Below are 21087 nucleotides of genomic sequence, written 5' to 3' on the forward strand. Positions count from 1 at the left end.
ACCTACAATCGATTATTTTTCTTCAATAAAGATATTGGTTAACAAACCTAATTTTTCAATTTCAACGGTAACTTCATCACCAGGTTGTATGTACACTTGCTTTTCAACTGGGTAACCTAATACAACACCTTCTGGAGTCCCCGTTAAGATAACATCTCCTGGTGTAAGCGTCATATGCTGAGAGATATAGCTGACGATTTCATCTACGTAAAAGATCATATCTGATGTATTTGAATCTTGACGAACTTCACCATTTACATACGTTTTCACTTGCAAATTATTAGGATTCCCAACCTCATCAGCCGTTACGAGATAAGGGCCCATTGGACTGAAGTCATCACATGTCTTCCCAAGTAACCATTGAGGAGTCCTTAATTGTAAGTCACGTGCTGATAAATCATTTACCGTACAATAGCCAAAAACATGATCCAATGCATCTTTTTTGCTTACATATTTTGCTTTTTTCCCAATAACGACACCTAGTTCTACTTCGTAATCTAATTGTTTCGTTACTTTTGGTACAGCAATTTCACTTTTATGACCTGTCAACGTATTATTAAATTTATTAAATAAGATCGGTACTTCTGGATATGGAGCATTTGTTTCATCCGCATGCTTGCGGTAATTTAACCCGACACAAATGATTTTATTCGGTTGTGTGACACAAGGTCCCCATTGGATTTCATCTTCATTTTTTAGATATGATGCTTTATTTGATGTTGGAAGTGTTGAAAGATAATCTTCGAGTACAGAAATGGTTTCCTGGCCGCCAGCGATGACTTCCATGATATTTGTTTGGACTTGTTCATTCGGTTTTTCACTTAAGGCTACTTCAAGATCGATAATTCCATTCTCAATTTTTACACCTAATACTTGCTTACCTTCTTTTATAAACGTTACTAGTTTCATAGAAAAATCCTCCTCTATTATTAAGCATCCTTACCAAATACAACTCCGCCATCAATATAAAGCGGTGAGCCCATCATAAACTTAGATTCATCTGATGCTAGAAAAAGGGCGGCATAGGCCACATCTTCAGGCCTACCTAAATCTCCACTTAATTGACGAGTTTTAATCTTTTCAATGGCTTCCTCAGGGTTTTCATACGATTGCTTTAAATAATTTCTTACAAAAGGAGTTAAAATGGTTCCTGGCAAAATTGCATTTACTCGAATATTATAGGCAGCATAATCCACCTGCATCGATTTTGTTAAGGCTAAAATCGCTCCTTTTGTCGTTGAATAGGATGCACGGTCAGCTAGTCCCATTTCAGCAATACATGAAGACATATTAATGATCGAACCCTTGTTTTGTTCCATCATATGAGGAATAACATATTTACTTGGCAGCATCACACCATTAATATTAACATTCAATGTTTTATTCCACGCATCTAGATCAACTTCATGAAGCTTGCCTACACCGCTAATACCAGCATTATTAAACAAAACATCGATTCGTCCATATTTAGAAACCGCTTCATCAACCATTGCTTTAACAGAGCTTGCATCTGTAACATCAGCTTGAATGAAATAGGCTTCACCATTTGCTTCGTGAATTTCCGAAACCGTGTCATTTCCGCTTTCAGGATTTAAGTCATTGACAATAACAGATGCTCCTTCTTTTGCAAACAGTAAAGCTGTACATTTCCCTATACCAGACCCCGCACCAGTAATAAGAATAACTTTATCTTTCAATCTCATATTCTTTCAACCCCTTTCTTTAAATGTTAATGTTCCATGTGATCATCTGGTTGTGCTGCTTTAACTGTTAATCCGCCATCAACCATCATTAAATGCCCATTAATTTGTTCCGCTTCATTTGATGCTAAAAAGACCACTGCATCTCCAATTTGCTTAGCTGTTCCTAACCGTTTCATCGGATTTGCTTCAACTTCCTTGCGACGTATTTCTGGATCTGCCAGAAAATCAGTACACATATCTGTTTCAATCGTACTTGGTCCCACTGCATTAACATTGATGTTATATCTTCCAAGCTCAATCGCCATTCCTTTTGTTAACATATGTCCAGCAGCTTTTGAGGCTTGATAATGTGGGATAACTGGGCTCGTAACCATGAGGCTGGCAGTGGACAAAATGTTGATAATTTTTCCATTACGCTTAGGAATCATACGCTTTGCTGCTAATTGAGATGTTAGAAAAATAGCTTTCACATTTGTATTAAATGTGCGATCCCATGTTTCTTCTGTTACTTGCATAAACGGCTCAAAAGGTGCAATTCCAGCATTATTAATCAGAATTTCAATTTCACCAAGCTGCTCCTCAACTACCATGATCATTGCTTCTACATCTTGTTTATTACCAACATCAGCTTCCACAACAATTGCTCTTCTACCAAGCTCTTCTACCTTTCTCTGAACCACCTTTGCTTGTTCTCTTAGACTATCAGTGTAATAATTGATTGCAACATCTGCCCCCTCTTCAGCAAGACGCAAAACAATAGCTTCACCGATTCCACGGTTTCCACCAGTAACTAACGCAATTTTATTAAGTAAGCGCTTCACTAAATGTCCTCCCTTTCCCTACAGACTAATTCCTATTCGACTAATACTAAATTCTTGATGACCTAGAATCTCTGCTTTTGTTAGTTCTCCAGATGCTACGCTGACAATTACATTAAAAATCCGTTCCCCAGCTTGTTGAAGAGACTCTTTTCCTTGCAAAACAGGACTTGTATCAACATCAATATTGTCTGCCATGCGCTTTGCCATAACCTCGTTGCCAGAAATTTTAATAACAGGTACAATTGGATTTCCAGTTGGCGTTCCTCGGCCTGTAGTAAAACAAACGAGCTGTATGCCAGCTGCTGCCATTCCTGTGACACATTCAATATCATTTCCGGGCGAGTCCATAAAATAAAAGCCTTTTCCAGGTATTTCACTCGCAAAGTCAACGACACCTTGTAATGGTGCTGTACCAGCTTTACTTATACACCCCAACGATTTCTCCTCAATGCTAGATAATCCTCCCTCAATATTTCCGGGACTAGGGTTGCCGCCTCGCATATCAACACCCATTCTTTCGATTTCTGCTTCAAATTTTGCAATCGAATCATATAATTTTTTCGTTACTTCTTCATTTACTGCCTTTTCAGCTAGGATGTGTTCTGCTCCAATGATTTCAGTCGTTTCACCCATCACTATGCTTCCTCCTTGATCAATAATCATGTCTGACGTTCTTCCTAAGGCAGGATTACTGCATAAACCTGATGTTGCATCAGAACCGCCGCATTTCACACCGACAATTAGCTCTGAAAGTGAAATATTTTCATAAGGAATACTTGCAATTTTTTGTGCAAGCTCTTTTGCTATTTCTGTTCCTTTTTTAATTGTATTGACCGAGCCGCCTTCATCTTGAATATCGATCCAAATCACTGGTTTTCCCGTCTCAGCAATTTCGTCACGTATTTGTTCAGCATTCATGACCTCACAGCCTAAGCTTACAACTAGGACAGCACCAACATTTGGATTTTTCCCCATTCCAACAAGAACCTTGTGTGTCCTCTCTTTATCTTCACCTACTTGGCTGCAGCCATGCTGATGTGGAATGGCTACCGATCCTGGTACCTGCTGTTGAATTCGATTAACAACTTGATTAGCACAGACAACAGTTGGTAAAAGCAGCAGATGGTTTCGTATACCTACTTTTCCATCTTGTCTTCGATATCCTTTTATCATTGTCATTTTCCATCACTCCTCTTTCTAAAAAATTATCGATCACCGCGGCCGCGAACACCGATTAGATTGTGAACATGAACATGTTCCCCTTCTTCAATAGTAGTTGTAGCGACGCCAATAGACTCCCCATATTTCAGGATTGTATCACCGATTTTAATTCGATTGAGTGCCAGTTTATGCCCGAAAGCAACATCCTCTTTAGCTATTAATGTACATGTTTGATCTTCAATTTGAAATGTTAATACCTCACCCTTATTAATCGAGCGCAGCAATGTGACAACGTTATCATTCTGATTCATGACAATACATGAAACACCTGCACCAAACGTTTTCTCTTTTGTTTCCATTCTTTTACCTCCCTTTCAAACTTACTTTTTTTCATTCTATCACCTACTAATTGTTATAAAAATTGCCTGAATTGACTTCTTTGTATCATATTTTGATATTATAGAAAGGAGAGATTAAGTGAGGTGGTTGAATAAATGTTACCAATTCGTAAACAATTTGAATCTGAAAAATCTTTCCCATTTCATATCGTCTATAAACAAACGAAAGATCTTCAAGATGAGCTTCCAGAACATACACATGAATGGTTAGAAATTGTGATGATTCATGAAGGAAAAGGAACCTTTTTCATTGATCAAACTTTTTATGATTTACAAAAAGATGATCTTATTATCATTCCAAGTAATACGATTCACCGTACCATACCTGATAAGGATCATTCTCTTACCTCTACTGCTATCTTCTTTAGTCCTGCCCTACTTAATCATTCTACTTTTGGTAATAGTTTTTTATATTTGAAGATTTTTGAGGAATCAAAAAAAGGAAAGAATTATAAGTATACGTTAGAGCATAACCACCAAACTCAATTAAATGACTACATAGATACCCTTAAGCATGAAGTGGAGACAGAAAGCCCAGACCAAGTGAATGCGATCCTATTATGGTTGCACGTGACTATGCTTCACCTTAATCGAAATTGCCTTACTTGGAAAACAGGAATAACAAAGCAGTCTTCCTTCGGGCCAAAATGGTTTAAAGAGGCATTAATTTATATTGATCAACATTTAGATACTAGTTTAGATTTGAATTCTTTATCAAGACGCTTTTCCGTTTCAGCCTCTCATTTTAGCCGTGTCTTTAAACAGCTAATTGGCATTAATGTAACGGATTATATTGCAATGAAGCGGATATTATTAGCAAAAGATCTACTAAGTAGTTATAATGAGAAAATTTCAACTGTGGCTGAGCAATGTGGATTTACGAGTATGCCCCATTTTTTTCGGACATTTAAGAAACTTACGTCGATGACCCCTTCTGAGTACAGAAAAAAAATGATGATTAATATTTTGTCTTAGTTCATTTAAAGGTGAAAAAATCCTCATGGATGGTAGTTTCCTTTCCATGAGGATTATAAAGGTAAAACGGGCATATGTGTAAGATTATCTAAGTTCTTTTTTTGTATTCGGTCCAACAATTCCATCTACTGCTAGACCACGTGCCTTTTGGAATTGACGGACTGCTTTATCCGTGTTTTGACCAAAAATTCCGTCCAGGCCTTTTGTATTGTACCCCTTAGCAGTAAGAATACGTTGAAGTTCTTTTACAGAACCACCTTTGCTTCCTTTTTTAAGGATGCCGCTTTTGGCTAGGTCTGACCCTTTTGAAGGTGATGAGGGAGATGTTGGCTTTGTCACTGTGGTTCCTCCAAGTGCTTTTCTTGTTGCAGGGCCGACTATGCCATCTACAGTAAGACGTCGGGCCTTTTGAAATTGGCGGACTGCAGATTCTGTATTTTGACCAAATACACCATCTATCCCTTTTGTGCTAAACCCTAGAGAAGTAAGCTTCCTCTGAAGCTCTTCAACAGCAGGTCCCCTGTTCCCTTTTTTGAGAGTGTATCCATTTGCCGTAGCTGGAACTGAGCTTTCAGTTACTTTATATCCGTAAGAAACCGCTATTGAATCAAATGATTTCCCTGAAGTTGTGATTATAACAGGTGTATTAACAGGCACTTGATTGAACAGCCATTCCACCTCGTTATCATACATCCGTACACAACCGCTACTCACATAACCACCAATTGAATTAGGGTTGTTGTTGCCATGTATCGCATAGGTCGTGCCCCATGTTCCCTTAGCATTTAATCCAAGCCACCTATTACCAAGCGGATTACGTGGGTCACCACCTGGAATTCCCCCTGTGTAATAAGGTCTACTCTTAATCTTGTTTACAATTTTAAATTTTCCCTCTGGTGTTAAGGATTGACTCCTTCCTGTCCCTACCTTAAACACTTTTTTTAGTTGATTATTTTCATAATAAGCTAGTTGATTGTTTGACTTATTAATGATAATAAATTTGCTACCTGCTGCAGAACCAGAAGATACCCCTACACTACAAAACATCAGAATTGCCAACACAAATAGAAAAAACCATTTTTTAATCAACTCTGTTCCCCCCTTAGTTGTTAATACACTTTATAAGACGATATATATTCTGAAATTGTTTGGTTAATTTACAATATTTTGAAAATATAATCAATTCCGATAAAGTAGCTACATACAACCATAGCGTTTTTTATCCACTCCCATCGTTGATAAATCATTATCTGGCTGAAATGTTACTCATTCCTTTTTAGGTACAAGGAAAGCATAAAAAAGAGGCTGACTCTTTTATGAGCCAGCCTCTTTTCCCTATAATCTTATTTTAGTCGTTCTTCAAACGCTCGAAGCCAAGTAGTTGCCATCAACATATTTCCCGTGGAATTCATGTGAACGCCGTCTGTAGTTAGCTTATAATTGTTTTCAGCTTGTAAATACTTGATAAATGCCTGATGCGTTGGAACGATTGTTGCATCGAATTGTTGAGCAAGATTAGTTACGATCTCTACATAATCTTTTAACATCTTATTTCCGGTGGACTCTATATCTTCCTCAATAATCGTTGGTTCCATTAATACAATTTGTGCGTTGGTTTCTTCTTTTACTTGTGTTAATAACTTTACGTAAACTTGGTGAAATATCTCAGGAGTTACTTGCTCAATTTCAGGACGGTCAAGCTGTCTCCATACATCATTTATTCCAATTGAAATCGAAACATAATCTGGTTGATGGGCAATGACATCCGTTTGCCATCTTGCAGCTAGGTCAGTGACTCTGTCTCCGCCGATTCCTGTATTAACAATTTGATAGTTAGTAGATGGATACGTTGTCACCAAGTAATCATGTAAAATTCTTACATACCCATATCCTAGACCCTCTTGATCTTCTCGTCTTCCACAATCTGTAATACTATCCCCTATTAATAAAATTTTTTTCGTTGCCATCCTCTAATCTCCTTATTTACTATTAGTAATTTAAGATATTTATAATGTCACAGTTTATTATTTTACACTTATTGTATAAATACCTGCTCGTTCTGTAGGAAAACTGATTATTCTATTATTTTTTTCATTTAGAACATTCACTTTTTCGTTATTTCTATCTATTAGATTAAACGGACCCATCCAGTTTATTTTGCACTCATTTCCACATAAAGAATGAACCACTACCTTCTTAACTGATCCATTATTCCAATATAAATCAATCTCAAAGCCACCCCTAGCCTTTATCCCTTTCACATATCCCTTTACCCATTTTTCAGGTAGCGCAGGGAGGAAATGAAGAACACCCACATGGCTTTGTAAAAGCATTTCAGCTATTCCTGCCGTTCCGCCAAAATTTCCATCGATTTGAAATGGCGGATGATTATCAAATAGATTCGGAAGTGTAGAATGTTTTAGCATTTCTAAAATATTTGTATAAGCAAGCTCACCATCCTCCAACCTTGCCCACATATTGATAATCCATGCACGACTCCAACCGGTATGACCACCGCCATTTTCAAGACGCCTTTCCAATGTCTTTCTCGCAGCCTTCGCAAGTTCAGGAGTTTCAGAAACAGTAATTTGCTTTCCTGGATGTAGGGCAAATAAGTGTGAAATATGACGATGACCTGGTTCAGCCTCTTCATAATCTTCAAGCCATTCTTGAATTTGACCGTATTTACCGATTTTAGGTTTAGGAATACGCTCTAAAACCTCGCCCAATTGTCCCCTAAATTCTTTATCTATCCCAATTATCTCACTTGCTTCAATACAAGCATGAAATAAATCGTATAGAATCTGATTGTCCATAGATGGCCCAATACACAATGTTCCCTTTTCTCCATTAGGCAGTATATAAGTATTTTCAGGTGAAACTGATGGACTTGTAACAAGGTATCCACCTTTTATTTCAACTAAAAAGTCCAAAAAGAATTCTGCCGACTCTTTCATCGTTTCATAGCTCTTTTCAAGAAAGACTTTGTCACAAGTAAACTGGTAATGTTCCCATAAATGAAGACAAAGCCAGGCTGCCCCCATTTGCCAATAGGTTGCCGGAGGGTAGATATCCTGTGGTGCCGTATCTCCCCAAATATCGGTGTTATGATGGGCAACGAATCCATTGCATCCATACATGACCTTCGCAGTATGTCTGCCATGTGCTCGCATTCGTTCGATTAAATCAAATAATGGCTCATGGCATTCTGACAAGTTGCACACCTCAGCGTGCCAATAGTTCATTTGTGCATTAATATTTATCGTATATTTACTATCCCAAGGTGGCCTCATTTGGTCATTCCATATTCCTTGCAGATTCACTGGAAGTGTACCAGGTCTACTGCTCGAAATCAGTAAATAGCGTCCAAACTGAAAATACAATTCAATCAACTTTTGATCTTCGTAGCCATTTTTCACCCTGTTCAGTCTTTCATCTGTTGGTAATCGAAGAAGCTCCTTATATAATTCATCGTCGGTTAGATTTAGTTCCATTCTATTGTAAAAGCATGAATAATCCACGACATGTCGTTTTTCTAGTAGTTGAAAATCCTTCATCGCTGCAAGATCAATCTTTTTAAAGCATTCTATTTCTGGGTCAGGATGACGAAAGGTTGTTTCTGCGGCTAACAATAACGTAACCGAGTCAGCCTCACGAACGATAAGATGTTCTCCGATTGTATCAACTGTTCCACCTTCTGCAAGAGCAGATAAAATAACGGAAAAATCAGAACCGTCTTTACCACCACAGTTCCCCTTCATAACGAGATTATTGTTTCTTTTTGAAAATAAGTCCTCTATGTATCTATTTCGATCTCTTGAAAGTCTGGCTGTAAAAGAGATGGAAGCTTTTTTGTCTGCTGTAAGGCGAATCACCGTTACTTGGTCTGGGTAGCTGGAGAACATTACTCTCTTAAATTTTGTATCTTTATAAGAATATTCAACTGATACTCGTGCATTTTTCAAATCAAGCTCCCTCTTGTATTCTCCGATCCCATCATGACCAAAATCCAAATAAAGATCACCAAGTGTCATATAGTGTCTCTGAGTATCTGGTGTTCCTGATAAGGCATAGGTTGCTAATTGCTCGGCTTCATTTAGCTTACCTTCCATTAATAGCGCTCTAATTCTAGGGAGATTTTCTAAGGCATCTGGATTGTTGCGATCTCTGAATCCCCCATACCAGACAGATTCTTCATTTAACTGAATTTGCTCTACAGTTGTTTTCCCATAGATCATTGCCCCTAATCGTCCATTACCTATTGGCAGTGCTTCATTCCAATTATCTGCGGGTTTATTAAACCAAATGACATTTTTATTCATGGTTGCTTCTTACCTTTCTTATTTTATTGAATAAAATCTAGAACAGTTCTCCCCAAGTATCAGATTCTCAGATTCAGGAGCAAATCGTTTTACATAATCCAAGACAATTTCCATGACTGTTTCATAGCGATTACTAACTGTGCAAACCGGCCAATCAGAGCCAATCATCATTCTATCTGGCCCAAACGAATTAAACACAACATCTAGATATGCATTAAAGTCCCTTTTTCCCCAATTCTTCCAATCAGCCTCTGTCACCATGCCCGACAGTTTCACATAAACGTTTTTGTATTTTGCTAATTTTGTAAGATCATTATTCCATGGCGAAATGACTTTATTCTTTATATCAGGCTTACCGATATGATCTAATACAAAGGGCTGTTTCGGGAATTTTTCAACAAGCTCAATTGCATAAGGAATATGCTTTGGAAACAGCAAGAGATCAAATGTAAGGCCAAAATCATTTAGTGCACGGATCCCTCTCTGAAAATCGTCTCTTAGCATAAATTGATCATCTGCTTCATCATGGATCACATGGCGAATTCCTTTAAGATAGAGATTATCAGAGAAATGTTTCAGTTGTTTTGTCACATCTGGTGAACATAGGTCAACCCAGCCCACAACTCCCTTGATATACTCATATTTTTGCGCTAATTCTAATAGCCAGCTTGTTTCCTCTAAGCTTTGTCTAGCTTGTACAGCAATGGAGCCGTCAAAATTTAGATGTTGTAATTGCTTTTCAAGATCTCCAGGTAAAAAGTCACGTCGCAATTCAGACATGTCTTTACTAATCCAGCCATATTCTTTTTCGTTGTAGATCCAAAAATGTTGATGTGCATCAATTTTCATAAAAACTTGACACCTCTCTTCCCTAATCGTGTTATCTTTCGACCATCGCCTTAATCACATTTGACTCTGGTAAAAGCCAGCTATCAAACTCTTCAGCCATCTCATTAAATGAACATCGATGTGTAATTAAGGATTCTAAAACAATCCTTGAGGATTTTACCGCTTCCATTACATTGCTAAAGTCTTCTTTCGTAGCATTCCGACTCCCCATCAGCGTGAGCTCTTTTTTATGAAAATCTGGATCATGGAATATTATGTCACCCTTTACCAAGCCAACATAAACTAATGTTCCTCCATGTGCTACGTATTGAAAAGCTTGATTCATAGATGGTCTGTTTCCTGTTGCATCAAAGACAATACTTGGTAAATCCCCATTTGTGATTTCTAATAATTGCTGGATTGGATCATTTTTTGCATTTACTGTTTCATCTACATTTGCAAAGCTTCGACAAAACGCTAGCCTTTCATCATTAATATCCATTGCGATGACATATGCCCCACGATATTTTGCAAAGGCCATGACTCCTAACCCTATTGGGCCTGCTCCTACCACAACTACTTGGTCACCTTTCTTTAAGGATGAACGCCTTACCGCATGTGCACCAATCGACATGGGTTCTAGCATTGCAGCTTCATCAAGAGAAATTCCATTTGTCTTAATCAAATGAGTTACTGGTACAGCTAGTGTTTCGCACATACCTCCATCCCGATGAACCCCGATGACATTCATTTCTGTACAGCAATTCGTTTTCCCTGTTCTACAAGCAATACATTTTCCACAATGCAAATATGGAATAAAAGCAACTTGATCACCTTTTCTTAGCCCGCTATCATTCTCTTCAACATCTTCAATGATTCCTGATAATTCATGACCTAGAATCCTAGGGTATGTAAAAAAAGGTTGATTTCCTTTATAGGCATGGATATCTGTTCCACAGATCCCGATTCTCTTTATGGTGATCAAAGCTTCTCCGCCTCTTAAAACAGGCTTTTCTGTTTCAATGATTTTGAAATGGTTAGGTTTTTCACAAACGATTGCTTTCATGTTATTACCTCCCTTTTATCGTTGATACTCACTACTACCGCTTGGCCATGTTTTATTATGAATTGGCTCTAGAATAGTTAGCACTTCTTGAAGAAGTTCTAAATCGATTGGTTCATTTGCCCAGGTAATATTCTTTTTGATATTTTCCACATTTGCGGTACTGACCAAAGTTGTTGGTATCTTTCCGTTTGCTACTGAGTACTGAATCGCTAACTTTGAGAGCTCTTCTCCTTGCTGTTTACAATAATCAGCTGCTCGTTTGCAGGTTTCAATGATGTCACGTGATGCAGGATGCCACTCAGGTACACTTCGCTGACTAAGTAATCCCATTGATAAAGGGGAGGCATTGATCAATCCGACTTGCTTTTGTTCCAAAAGAGGAAGGATATTTAACAAAGAGGAATCATTCAAGGAATAATGACAATATGACAGAATGACATCAAGACTTTTTTGTTTAAGAACCTTTTCAAAAATCGATAACGGTAAACCTGATACCCCGAAAAATCGAATTTTACCTTGCTCCTTCAATTGTTGAAGTGCGGGAATGCCCTCCTCCATGATCTGATCAAAAGAAGCAAATTCGATGTCATGCAAAAGTAAAATATCAATATAATCTGTGGAGAGCCTTTTCAAGCTTTCTTCTAAACTATTTATTATCCGATTCTTCGAAAAGTCAAATTCATTTTCTCCGTATCGTCCTGCTTTAGTAGATAGAATAAATTTCTCACGAGAGATTTCTTTAATCGCTTTTCCAAGTACAGTTTCAGCTTTCATTAATCCATAATAGGGTGAAACATCGATTAAATTTATTCCCAGATCTACTGCTGTATGAACCGTTCTAATCCCTTCGGTTTCATCTATGTTTCGGAATACAGATCCTAATGATGATGCCCCATAACTTAGAGTTGAGACTTCTAGATTGGTTTTCCCAAGTTTTCTATATTTCATCGTGATTCCTCCTTTTTAAAGCGTTTTCAAAATTTTAACACGAGTTTCAAGGTATAAAAATGACTTATTCTGATGTTTTTATACCTTTTCATGTTATCTATCAAAAGATACCGATCACTCTAGTAAAAATAATAAAAGGGTGACCTCAAAAACAAAGGTTCAAACCCCTCCACCACAGAATGTAGCTTCTTAAAAGTTGAAAGGAACTATATTAGTGATGTTGAGAGGTGTCAGTCCTTTTAAGTCGCCCTTTAGCTTATTATCAAATCTATTGTTCAACTAAACAATAACTGATTTTATGGGGAGAATCGTATAATATTCCCTTGCCACCGTCGCAAAAGAAATACTTCCATGTCCGATCTTTTCAATTTCGACAACTTTATCTCCTACTTTTACTTCAACATTAACATCTGTTTTAAGAATGCATTTTTCTCCTTTTAATGAATATATCTCGACTTGCTTCATTTCCTTATTCCCCCACTCCAGAGCTATTTCAAAACCACCACGTGCTCTAAGTCCCCGAACATGCCCATTTGGCCATGCATCGGGTAATGCAGGTAATAAATGAATTTCCTTTGTATGAGATTGAAGTAATAACTCAGCAACCCCAGCGACAAAACCAAAATTCCCATCAATTTGAAAAGGTGGATGTGCATCAAACAAGTTGGGATATACTCCACCACGCTGATAATTTGTACTATTCTCATCAGTAACAAGCTGAAGAAAGTTAGTTATTAGACCTAGAGCCCGATTTCCATCTTTAAAACGTGCCCATAATGATATTTTCCAAGCAAGGCTCCAGCCAGTTCCTTCATCACCTCTACGCATAAGAGAATGTTTAGCAGCCTTAAATAATTCAGGTGTTTCTTTTTCAGTAAACTGCCTCCCCGGATATACCCCAAAAAGATGTGAGACATGGCGATGATTTAGTTCCTGATCATCCCAATCTTTATACCATTCCTGTAGTTGCCCATATTGACCAACCTGAAGTGGGTATAATTTCGATCTTTTTTCAACTAATTCTTGTCTAAACTCTATGTCATTATCTAACTCTTTTGTTGCTTCAATACAGCTTGTGAATAAATCCCATATTAAAGATAGATCCATCGTTGTCGCCATACTAACTGCTGCCATTTTGCCATCTTCCGTTACAAATTTATGCTCTGGTGAAGTTGAAGGCGCTGTCACTAAATATCCTTTTTCATCTTCAATTAGCCAGTCCATACAAAATAATGCTGCTTTTTTCATAATTGGGTAAGCCTTATTACGTAAAAATTGTTTGTCTCGGCTAAATGCAAAATGCTCCCATAAATGCTGCGAAAGCCAAGCTCCAGCCATTGGCCAAAACGCCCAAACTGGATCACCATGACCATATGCCCCTACTGGCGCAGATTGACGCCAAATATCTGCATTATGGTGGGCAGTCCAGCCTCGCAAACCATAATTTGTTTGGACTGTTTTTTCTCCATTATGGGCTAGTTCATCTATGTAATTTAGGAATGGCAGATGACATTCCGCCAAATTACATGTTTCTACAGGCCAATAGTTCATTTGTGCATTAATATTGAGTGTATAATTACTGCTCCAAGGTGGCTGAAGCATATTATTCCAAATACCTTGTAAATTGGCTGGCTGTGTTCCAGGACGAGAACTTGTGATCATTAAATATCGGCCAAAATGAAACAGAAGCTCCACTAATTTAGGATCTCTTGCTCCATATTGTTCAATCCATTGGTCTGTCGTAATTTCATTAGTAACTAATGATGGACCTAAATCAAGCTCAACACGATCAAACAGTGATCTGTAGTCTTTAATATGAGTTTCTCGAAGTGTTTCAAAGTTATTCTTTTTCGCTTCATTTAAGTATTTCATGACTGTAATTGAAGGATCTTTCCCTTCTTTACGAGGAGATTTATCAAATCCATTGAAGCTTGTAGCAGCTGAAAAGAACAGTGTTACTGTTGTCGCACCCAAAACATGAAGACCTCCATCATCAATATAGGATGCACCACCCTCTTTCTGAACAGCTAACCGCCCTTCAAATGTTAGTGAATTACCATTTCCCTCTTGGTTATAAATAATGGGATTCTCATTATCTCGGAAATAGCTTGGATCTACATTCTCTGGGCAATTTCCTTTAAGAATAAGTTCTTCATTAGACCTTTCTATTACGGTTTGAAGTAAGCTTTCTAATTTAGCAGTAAAGTTAATCTTACCCGACTTATTTGTCCTAAGATGAATAACAATCACTTGATCCTCAAAAGATGAAAATATTTCGCGTGTAAAGGTTACATCATCAACATTGTATTGCACACGAGCAATACCATCCTGTAAATCAAGACTTCGTCTATATTTTTTTTCAATACCATCGTGATCAAACTTTATTAATAAATCACCAAAGGGTAGATAGGATTGGGTATAGGGACCCATCATGTTTTTTGCAATGTGATCAGCTTCTTCATATTTCCCAGCAAAAATAAGCTTTCTAATTTCAGGTAAATATTTTTTTGCTTCAGGGTTATTAAAATCTTTCGGGCTTCCTGACCATAAGGTATCTTCATTTAATTGTAATCTTTCCAATTCCACGCCACCAAAAATCATTGCTCCGAGTCGACCATTTCCGATAGGAAGTGCCTCTGTCCATGTTTTCGCACTAGTTTGATAGTTTAACTTCATTATGAATGTCCCCCTATATTAAAATTTGTAGATACTAATTGAACATTTATAGTCAGCAGAATCAACTATAACCATAGCTCTTACTCTTTCATATTAACAATGTCCTTCAATCGTTCTTTTGGAGAGACTTCAATCATTTCTAACTTTCCATTTTGGTAACGCCCTTTAATCATTGTTTTAAATGGAGCGTGTAATTTAAAATCCACATCCCAATTGTCCGGCCATGCTGGTAGTAAATAAATGGATTTTCCATTCGTTTGCATAAGCATCTCCTGAAGTCCAATCATCCCTGTTCCGCCCCAATTATGATCAGGTGTCCAATCATGTCCTGGACCCCAAAAAGCTGGAAAACGGTGTGGGCCATCAGCTAATTTTTTAATCGCAAATTCTGCTGCTTCCTCTGTTAAACCAAGAAGAGCGGTAAAAATATTTCCTTGGTGCCAACTAACATATCCCTTGTGCTGATTATGATATACACTAACCCGCCAAGTGTTTAGTGCCGTTTGTAAATCAGGCCGCCCCATTCCATATATTCTGAATGGAAATAACGGATAAAGCTGCGGTATTTCAACATTTCGGACATATGACCAAGACTCTGCAGGAGCAATCGTTCTCTTTCCTTCCTTTTCTTCGTATGATATAGGTGGAATACGATTTATGATTTCAAGCCATTCCTTCTTTTTTCCTGCACTTGCCAATTCCTCTGGTAGCTCAAGCATCAGCTTAATAACAGCGATTAATCCTGAAATGACATCTGAGGGATTTTTTGCATTTTTAAACGTTTCAACAGCTGTTGATGGGTAAATAACAAGATGCCCATTTTCATCAAGCTTTTTGCCAGTCTGTTGCAGATGTTGATATTGATAATGCTCGTCGAAGAAACGTACGGCACTTTCAATAAACGCCATGTAAGTAGAAATATCTTGACCACTATATTGATAGTTTTGAAGGATCATAAAAGCAAAATCTAATTGGTGAACATATTCATAATTTACGAAATCATTATCTTCAACACCAGGATCAAGGTCTTGTGGTCGATTCCAGCCATACTCTCGACTCGTTGGTAATCCTGTATGATTTAGCTGTTCAGTAAACGAACAACCCTCATGTCCCCAATAAACTCGTGTTCTCAATTCTGCCGTCTCAAGTGCCCTAAGGTAAAAATCAAATTGTGGCTTCATCATTTCAAAGTCACCAGATTTCAACATCGGCCAGTATACTAATCGTTGATTTTGTGCTGTATATGTTCCACCTCCCCAACGTCTAAAGTCTGGAGTCTCAGAAAGGTATTTTTCATTAACATAAACGGGATCAAAAGTGAAAAGCCCTCCGTTAAATTTAGTAGGCTCTTTACCGTATGCATTACATGCAAGCATGAACCTGAACAATTGATAATTTCTTCCTACCTGCCAAGCTGGATCTTCGGAATTTACTTCATTAGGGTTGATGATAATATGACTCAATCCCCAAAATTCACTCCACCAGTTCTGATGAAAAGCCCATGACCCTTTCTTATCTTTGTTCTGTTCAATTACCTTCTGTAATTCAGCTTTCCAACCTTCAATGTTAGGAACACATGAGGTATGTAAATGTACATCAATATTACATTTTTTTGTAGGTGCCTTACTCTTTAATGACCATCCTATAAAAGGAACACCTTGATACGTATCCTTAACTATTTCACTTTCAGACATCCCACTACCAAATAAATATCCACCAAACACTAAATTTTGAGTTGGATTATATATTTCGTTTCTATAATTGTCTAATTGCTGTAAACGAACTTCTTTATCAAACATGAGCTTGCTATTATCATTTTGATGATAAAATAGAACTCCATCTTGATCAAAATCTATAATGTCCTCATATGTGTATACTTCTCCAGGATAATCAATCAATGTTGAGCAAGGATCTCTATCAACGACTAGACGAGGACTATTTCTCCACGCTTCAAAAATTGCTTCAACTGTTAGATCAGACTCAGAATCAATGTCTACATGGATAATCGGTTGATTAATTTCTACCCATAACTTAATTTTCACTAAGCTATTGTTATAATCTCTTACAGTAATATTGATGATCCCTTGAGAAAGCACCAATTCTTGAACAAATTCAGAAGCTTGCTTAAATGGATTTGGGTTTAATCTAAGTCTACAGCGTCCTAACTTTAACATTTGTCCGTTTTCATCAATAGTCCCACTCCGAGATATATAAAAGAGAATATCATAATCCTCTACCCACACATTTAACCCAACATCTCCTCCACCAAGAGGCATAGATTCGGATGAGTTAAGGCTTTCTTTACACCATTTCACATTATAGAATTCCAGCAATTTTGTGAGCATTTTTCCTCTCCTTGAATAATTTAGCCTTTTAAAATGAAGGAACCGACGAAGTATAGCTTCATCGGCTCTGCATTCAATTGTTTCAAATCTTCAAAACTTTTTATAATCCTGAATTTTCATAAGCTTCCTGCATAATTTCGAGATAGCGCTTGAGGTTCAACTGTTCAAACCCTTCAATATATGCATCCCATTCCTTGTCTAAATCTTTAGATCCAGTAATAAATTGGAGTGAATTCTGGTCTATATAGTCCTCTATATTTGTCCGGATCATAGCTGCTTCATCTGCAACCGCAGGATCAATCCAAATTGCCCAATGCGGGAAAATTTCAGAAGGTTCTTTCCCTTCATACAAATGAGTAGCTTCCTGTAATCTCCGTTCATAACCTTCTGGTGAGTAAATATCTGTAGCTTGGATCCATCCATCCCTGAATTCTTTAGGCTGGTAGTATTGAGCCATTGCTCCCCAATTATCGTTTCGAGGTTCATCACCTTCTTTAGAAGGAATGGTTGCTAAGATTGGATTTGCTCCTTCCTCAACTGCTACATCTCCATCTTGAGGTTTTCTCCAACTTACTCCTTCTTCTCCAAAATGACTTCGAATCTGTCCTTCTTGAGTGAACATGTAGTCAACCAACTTGATTGCAGCAATTTGAACTGATTCACTTGCATTGTTGGTTAAAACAAAAGCTCCCCCAGGACTACTTGGATAATTATAGGTTGCATACTCAGCATTTGGTCCATTGAGTGGGGCAACTGGATCGTATTGTTTTTGATAATCAGGTTCACTTACAAAGACCCCGGGATGCATCGAAGCCGCAGCACCAAGAATTTGAGCCTCTGAGTTATTTCCAGATTTTTGTAGCGCCTCGGTATTTTGCGAGAATGCCCCTTTGTCTATTAGTCCTTCTTCATATAGGGATTTAATATAAGATAGACCTTCCTTCCATTCATCTTTATCAGCTGCTAAATCGACTTTTCCATTTTCCAATAATAATCTAGTTCGGGAATCATCATAAATGAAACCATTCATTAAATATGGAATAACGGAAGATTCAATTAAACCTGGTGAACCACTTAATGGAACTTCATCCTGCTTACCATTTCCGTTTGGATCATTCGTTTTAAAGGCTGTCAAAACATTCTTAAATTCCTCAGGAGTTGTAGGCATTTCTAAATTTAATTTTTCAAGCCAATCTGTGTTCATCCACATTTTGTTTCCATAGGAACAATGGAAGCATTCATTTAACTGTGGTAGTCCATAAATATTACCATCTGGTGCAGTTGCCATAGATTTATAGTATGGATGATTGTCTAAGACCTTCTTTATGTTTGGTGCATGCTTATCAATTAAATCATTTAATGGGATAACTACACCTTGTTTTCCATAACGAAGCAAATCAGTTTGAGTAAATTGATCAACCCATGGAATAAGTAAATAGAGGTCAGGGTAATCACCACTGGCAAGACCAATATTTCTTACTTCACTAGCTGAGGTAGCATCAAAGGTTGTTGTTTGCCATTCAAGATCAATAGCAAATTTTTCTTCGGCAAGCTTGGTGAATGAGTTCGTTTCTAAGTCAGTTTCTGCATTTTGGGGAGCAAAAACCTTAATTTTAACTGGTCCATCCCCACCATCCTCTGTTGACACTTCAGTTTGTTCATTCGATTGGCAACCGACTAAAGCAATACTTAATATGAGTAATGTTGATAATAACAGCAGGATCGTTTTTTTCATCGTAACCTTCCCCTTTTCATTGAAATGAGAACATTAGCAATCTAAGAAAATGAATAATATACAGCTATGATTTCTACATCAAGACCACCCCTTTCAGAAAAGTTAAAGAGCATCATTACCCTTTAACAGAACCAATCATCATCCCTTTTACAAAGTGACGCTGTACAAATGGGTAAATCAACATAACTGGTAAACTCGCAACTACGATTAATGCATATTTCATTAAATCAGCTAGTTGCTGTCGCTCTAACATTTCAGAAGCCTCCATCCCTCCAGTGCTTGTGTTGAGGATAATAATATTCCGAAGCACTAACTGAAGTGGATGTAAGTCAGGATTCTTCAAGTAAATTAAAGCATCAAAGTAGGCATTCCATTGACCGACTGCATACATTAAAAATAGGACTGCAATGATAGGCTTAGCTAGTGGAAGTACAACCGACCATAAAAAGCGTAAATCACTACATCCATCCATTTCACTTGCTTCTACTAATTCATCTGGAATTGACGTTTGAAAGAATGTACGTGCAATAATGACTTGCCAAACTGCGATTGCATTAGGAATCAATAATGCCCATCTCGTATCAACCATTCCTAATGATTTCACCACAAGATAGGTTGGAATTAGCCCACCATAGAACAGCATCGTAAACACAATAAAAACCATTAATAAATTCCGCCCAAAGAATGTTTTTCTAGATAGGGGATATGCAATCAACACCGTTAACGTAACACTTATCAATGTTCCAAAAATAGTGTAAATTAATGAATTCAAATAACCTGTCACGATCTGAGAATTCCCAAAAATGATTTCATAACCTTTAAAAGACAAGTCGACTGGCCATAACCATACTTTTCCTGATGTAACCGCTGCAGGACTACTTATTGATGCACTGACAATATAAATTAATGGATAAAGAACAACAATCAGTATGAGAGTTAAAAAAATATAGACACTTGTAAGGAAAAAGCGATCAGTAAATGATTCTTTTATCTTGTTATTATTTTTAAACAATTTTTACTCCCCCTTTTTTACCACAGTCCGTTTTTGGAAATTTTCCTTGCGAGTGCATTTACAACCAATAGTAGGATTAAATTGATCATTGAATTGAACAATCCAACTGCAGTTGCAAAACTAAAGTTTGCATTCAGCAAACCAATTTTATAAACATATGTCGCTATCACTTCTGATGTAGATAAGTTGAGAGGGTTCTGTAATAAAAAGACTTTTTCAAAACCAAGAGCCATTATGTTTCCTACACTGAGAATTAGGATAATTGTTGCAACAGGCATGATGCTTGGTAAGTCAATATAAAGGATTTTCTGAAGCCTTGTTGCTCCGTCTACTTTCGCTGCTTCGTAATGTGATGGATCAATCCCTGAAAGCGCTGCCAAATAAATGATTGCAGAATATCCAGCGTGTTGCCATACATCAGACCATACATAGATGTCTCTGAACATATCCGGCAATCCCAGGAAATTTATAGATTCAAGGCCTAAGTGTCCTAATAGTTGATTGACGATTCCGAGTCTTGGAGAAAACATTAACGTTAACATTGAAACAATGATTACTGTTGAAATGAAATAAGGTGCATAGGTTACCATCTGTACAGTTTTCTTAAATATGCCATTGCGAATTTCATTTAGCGAAAGTGCCAAAAGGATTGGGATGGGAAATCCAACGGCTAAAGCATACAAACTAAGGAAAAAAGTATTCTTGATTAGGATCCAAAATTGTGGGTTGTTAAAAAATAACTCAAAATGTTTGAAACCAACCCACTCACTTCCCCATATACCTTGAACGACGTTATAATCTTTAAATGCAATAACTGAATTTACCATGGGGATATACTTAAAAATAATGAAATATAAAACTGGTGGTATAATTAGAAGATAAAATTGCCAATGTCTTCTTAAAGACTTTTTTGCATTGCGCCAAATAGTTGACTTTACTTGTAAGGTATTCGAATCAGGGAGAGCCTTATTGGTTACCTCAACTTTCAACTTAACCACTCCTATCGTTTATTGTAAACGCTGTCATAATTGATGGCTGTAAACTGATTTGAATTTAACATGGGCAGACAGTTTTTAATAGGTACACTTGAAAATACA

At 37.3% G+C, this 21087-nt stretch carries 17 protein-coding genes; 1 reads left to right on the forward strand and 16 read right to left on the reverse strand.

Features of this window, described 5'->3' with window-relative positions:
* Positions 1 to 12: 12 nt before the first annotated feature.
* Genes I7822_RS16780 through I7822_RS16800 form a run of 5 tightly spaced genes read right to left on the reverse strand, consistent with a single transcriptional unit; the run spans position 13 to position 4044 of the window.
* Positions 13 to 909 (reverse strand): fumarylacetoacetate hydrolase family protein, encoded by an 897-nt coding sequence (locus I7822_RS16780; protein ID WP_207980264.1) that lies wholly within the window; start codon positions 907 to 909, stop codon positions 13 to 15.
* Positions 910 to 929: 20 nt separating this feature from the next.
* Positions 930 to 1703 (reverse strand): SDR family NAD(P)-dependent oxidoreductase, encoded by a 774-nt coding sequence (locus I7822_RS16785; RefSeq protein WP_207980265.1) that lies wholly within the window; start codon positions 1701 to 1703, stop codon positions 930 to 932.
* A 26-nt stretch (positions 1704 to 1729) separates the two neighbouring features.
* Positions 1730 to 2524, reverse strand: coding sequence for an SDR family NAD(P)-dependent oxidoreductase (locus I7822_RS16790; protein WP_207980266.1), 795 nt, complete (start codon positions 2522 to 2524; stop codon positions 1730 to 1732).
* Positions 2525 to 2542: 18 nt separating this feature from the next.
* The gene (locus I7822_RS16795) at positions 2543 to 3703 is read right to left on the reverse strand and encodes a UxaA family hydrolase (RefSeq protein WP_207980267.1); all 1161 of its coding nucleotides are present in this window, start codon (positions 3701 to 3703) and stop codon (positions 2543 to 2545) included.
* Positions 3704 to 3729: 26 nt separating this feature from the next.
* Positions 3730 to 4044, reverse strand: a complete 315-nt coding sequence (locus I7822_RS16800; RefSeq protein WP_207980268.1) for a UxaA family hydrolase — start codon at positions 4042 to 4044, stop codon at positions 3730 to 3732.
* 135 nt (positions 4045 to 4179) lie between these two features.
* Between I7822_RS16800 and I7822_RS16805 the strand changes: the two genes are divergently transcribed.
* A complete protein-coding gene (locus I7822_RS16805; RefSeq protein ID WP_207980269.1) occupies positions 4180 to 5058 on the forward strand; it encodes an AraC family transcriptional regulator in 879 nt (292 codons plus the stop codon).
* A gap of 84 nt (positions 5059 to 5142) precedes the next feature.
* On the opposite strand, the gene I7822_RS16810 is transcribed toward I7822_RS16805, so the two are convergent.
* The 11 genes from I7822_RS16810 to I7822_RS16860 all read right to left on the reverse strand — a co-directional run bounded on the left by I7822_RS16810 (position 5143) and on the right by I7822_RS16860 (position 20979).
* Positions 5143 to 6147, reverse strand: coding sequence for a L,D-transpeptidase family protein (locus I7822_RS16810; RefSeq protein WP_243459510.1), 1005 nt, complete (start codon positions 6145 to 6147; stop codon positions 5143 to 5145).
* Between the two features lie 254 nt (positions 6148 to 6401).
* Positions 6402 to 7025 (reverse strand): SGNH/GDSL hydrolase family protein, encoded by a 624-nt coding sequence (locus tag I7822_RS16815; protein ID WP_207980270.1) that lies wholly within the window; start codon positions 7023 to 7025, stop codon positions 6402 to 6404.
* Positions 7026 to 7082: 57 nt separating this feature from the next.
* Entirely contained in the window at positions 7083 to 9380 is a 2298-nt protein-coding gene (locus I7822_RS16820; RefSeq protein WP_207980271.1) for a glycoside hydrolase family 95 protein, read from the reverse strand.
* Positions 9381 to 9398: 18 nt separating this feature from the next.
* Positions 9399 to 10229: an amidohydrolase family protein gene (locus I7822_RS16825; RefSeq protein ID WP_207980272.1), complete on the reverse strand. Its 831-nt coding sequence runs from the start codon at positions 10227 to 10229 to the stop codon at positions 9399 to 9401.
* A gap of 31 nt (positions 10230 to 10260) precedes the next feature.
* Positions 10261 to 11274, reverse strand: a complete 1014-nt coding sequence (locus I7822_RS16830) for a zinc-binding alcohol dehydrogenase family protein (protein ID WP_207980273.1) — start codon at positions 11272 to 11274, stop codon at positions 10261 to 10263.
* 15 nt (positions 11275 to 11289) lie between these two features.
* The gene (locus tag I7822_RS16835) at positions 11290 to 12222 is read right to left on the reverse strand and encodes an aldo/keto reductase (RefSeq protein ID WP_207980274.1); all 933 of its coding nucleotides are present in this window, start codon (positions 12220 to 12222) and stop codon (positions 11290 to 11292) included.
* A 279-nt stretch (positions 12223 to 12501) separates the two neighbouring features.
* Entirely contained in the window at positions 12502 to 14898 is a 2397-nt protein-coding gene (locus I7822_RS16840; protein WP_207980275.1) for a glycoside hydrolase family 95 protein, read from the reverse strand.
* 80 nt (positions 14899 to 14978) lie between these two features.
* Positions 14979 to 17243, reverse strand: a complete 2265-nt coding sequence (locus tag I7822_RS16845; RefSeq protein ID WP_207980276.1) for a DUF5703 domain-containing protein — start codon at positions 17241 to 17243, stop codon at positions 14979 to 14981.
* 100 nt (positions 17244 to 17343) lie between these two features.
* Positions 17344 to 18978: an extracellular solute-binding protein gene (locus I7822_RS16850; RefSeq protein ID WP_207980277.1), complete on the reverse strand. Its 1635-nt coding sequence runs from the start codon at positions 18976 to 18978 to the stop codon at positions 17344 to 17346.
* Between the two features lie 115 nt (positions 18979 to 19093).
* Positions 19094 to 19990, reverse strand: coding sequence for a carbohydrate ABC transporter permease (locus I7822_RS16855; protein WP_207980278.1), 897 nt, complete (start codon positions 19988 to 19990; stop codon positions 19094 to 19096).
* Positions 19991 to 20007: 17 nt separating this feature from the next.
* Positions 20008 to 20979: an ABC transporter permease gene (locus I7822_RS16860; protein ID WP_207980279.1), complete on the reverse strand. Its 972-nt coding sequence runs from the start codon at positions 20977 to 20979 to the stop codon at positions 20008 to 20010.
* Positions 20980 to 21087: the final 108 nt, after the last annotated feature.

Source organism: Metabacillus bambusae (genome assembly GCF_017497975.1).
GTDB classification, from domain to species: Bacteria; Bacillota; Bacilli; order Bacillales; family Bacillaceae; genus Metabacillus; species Metabacillus bambusae.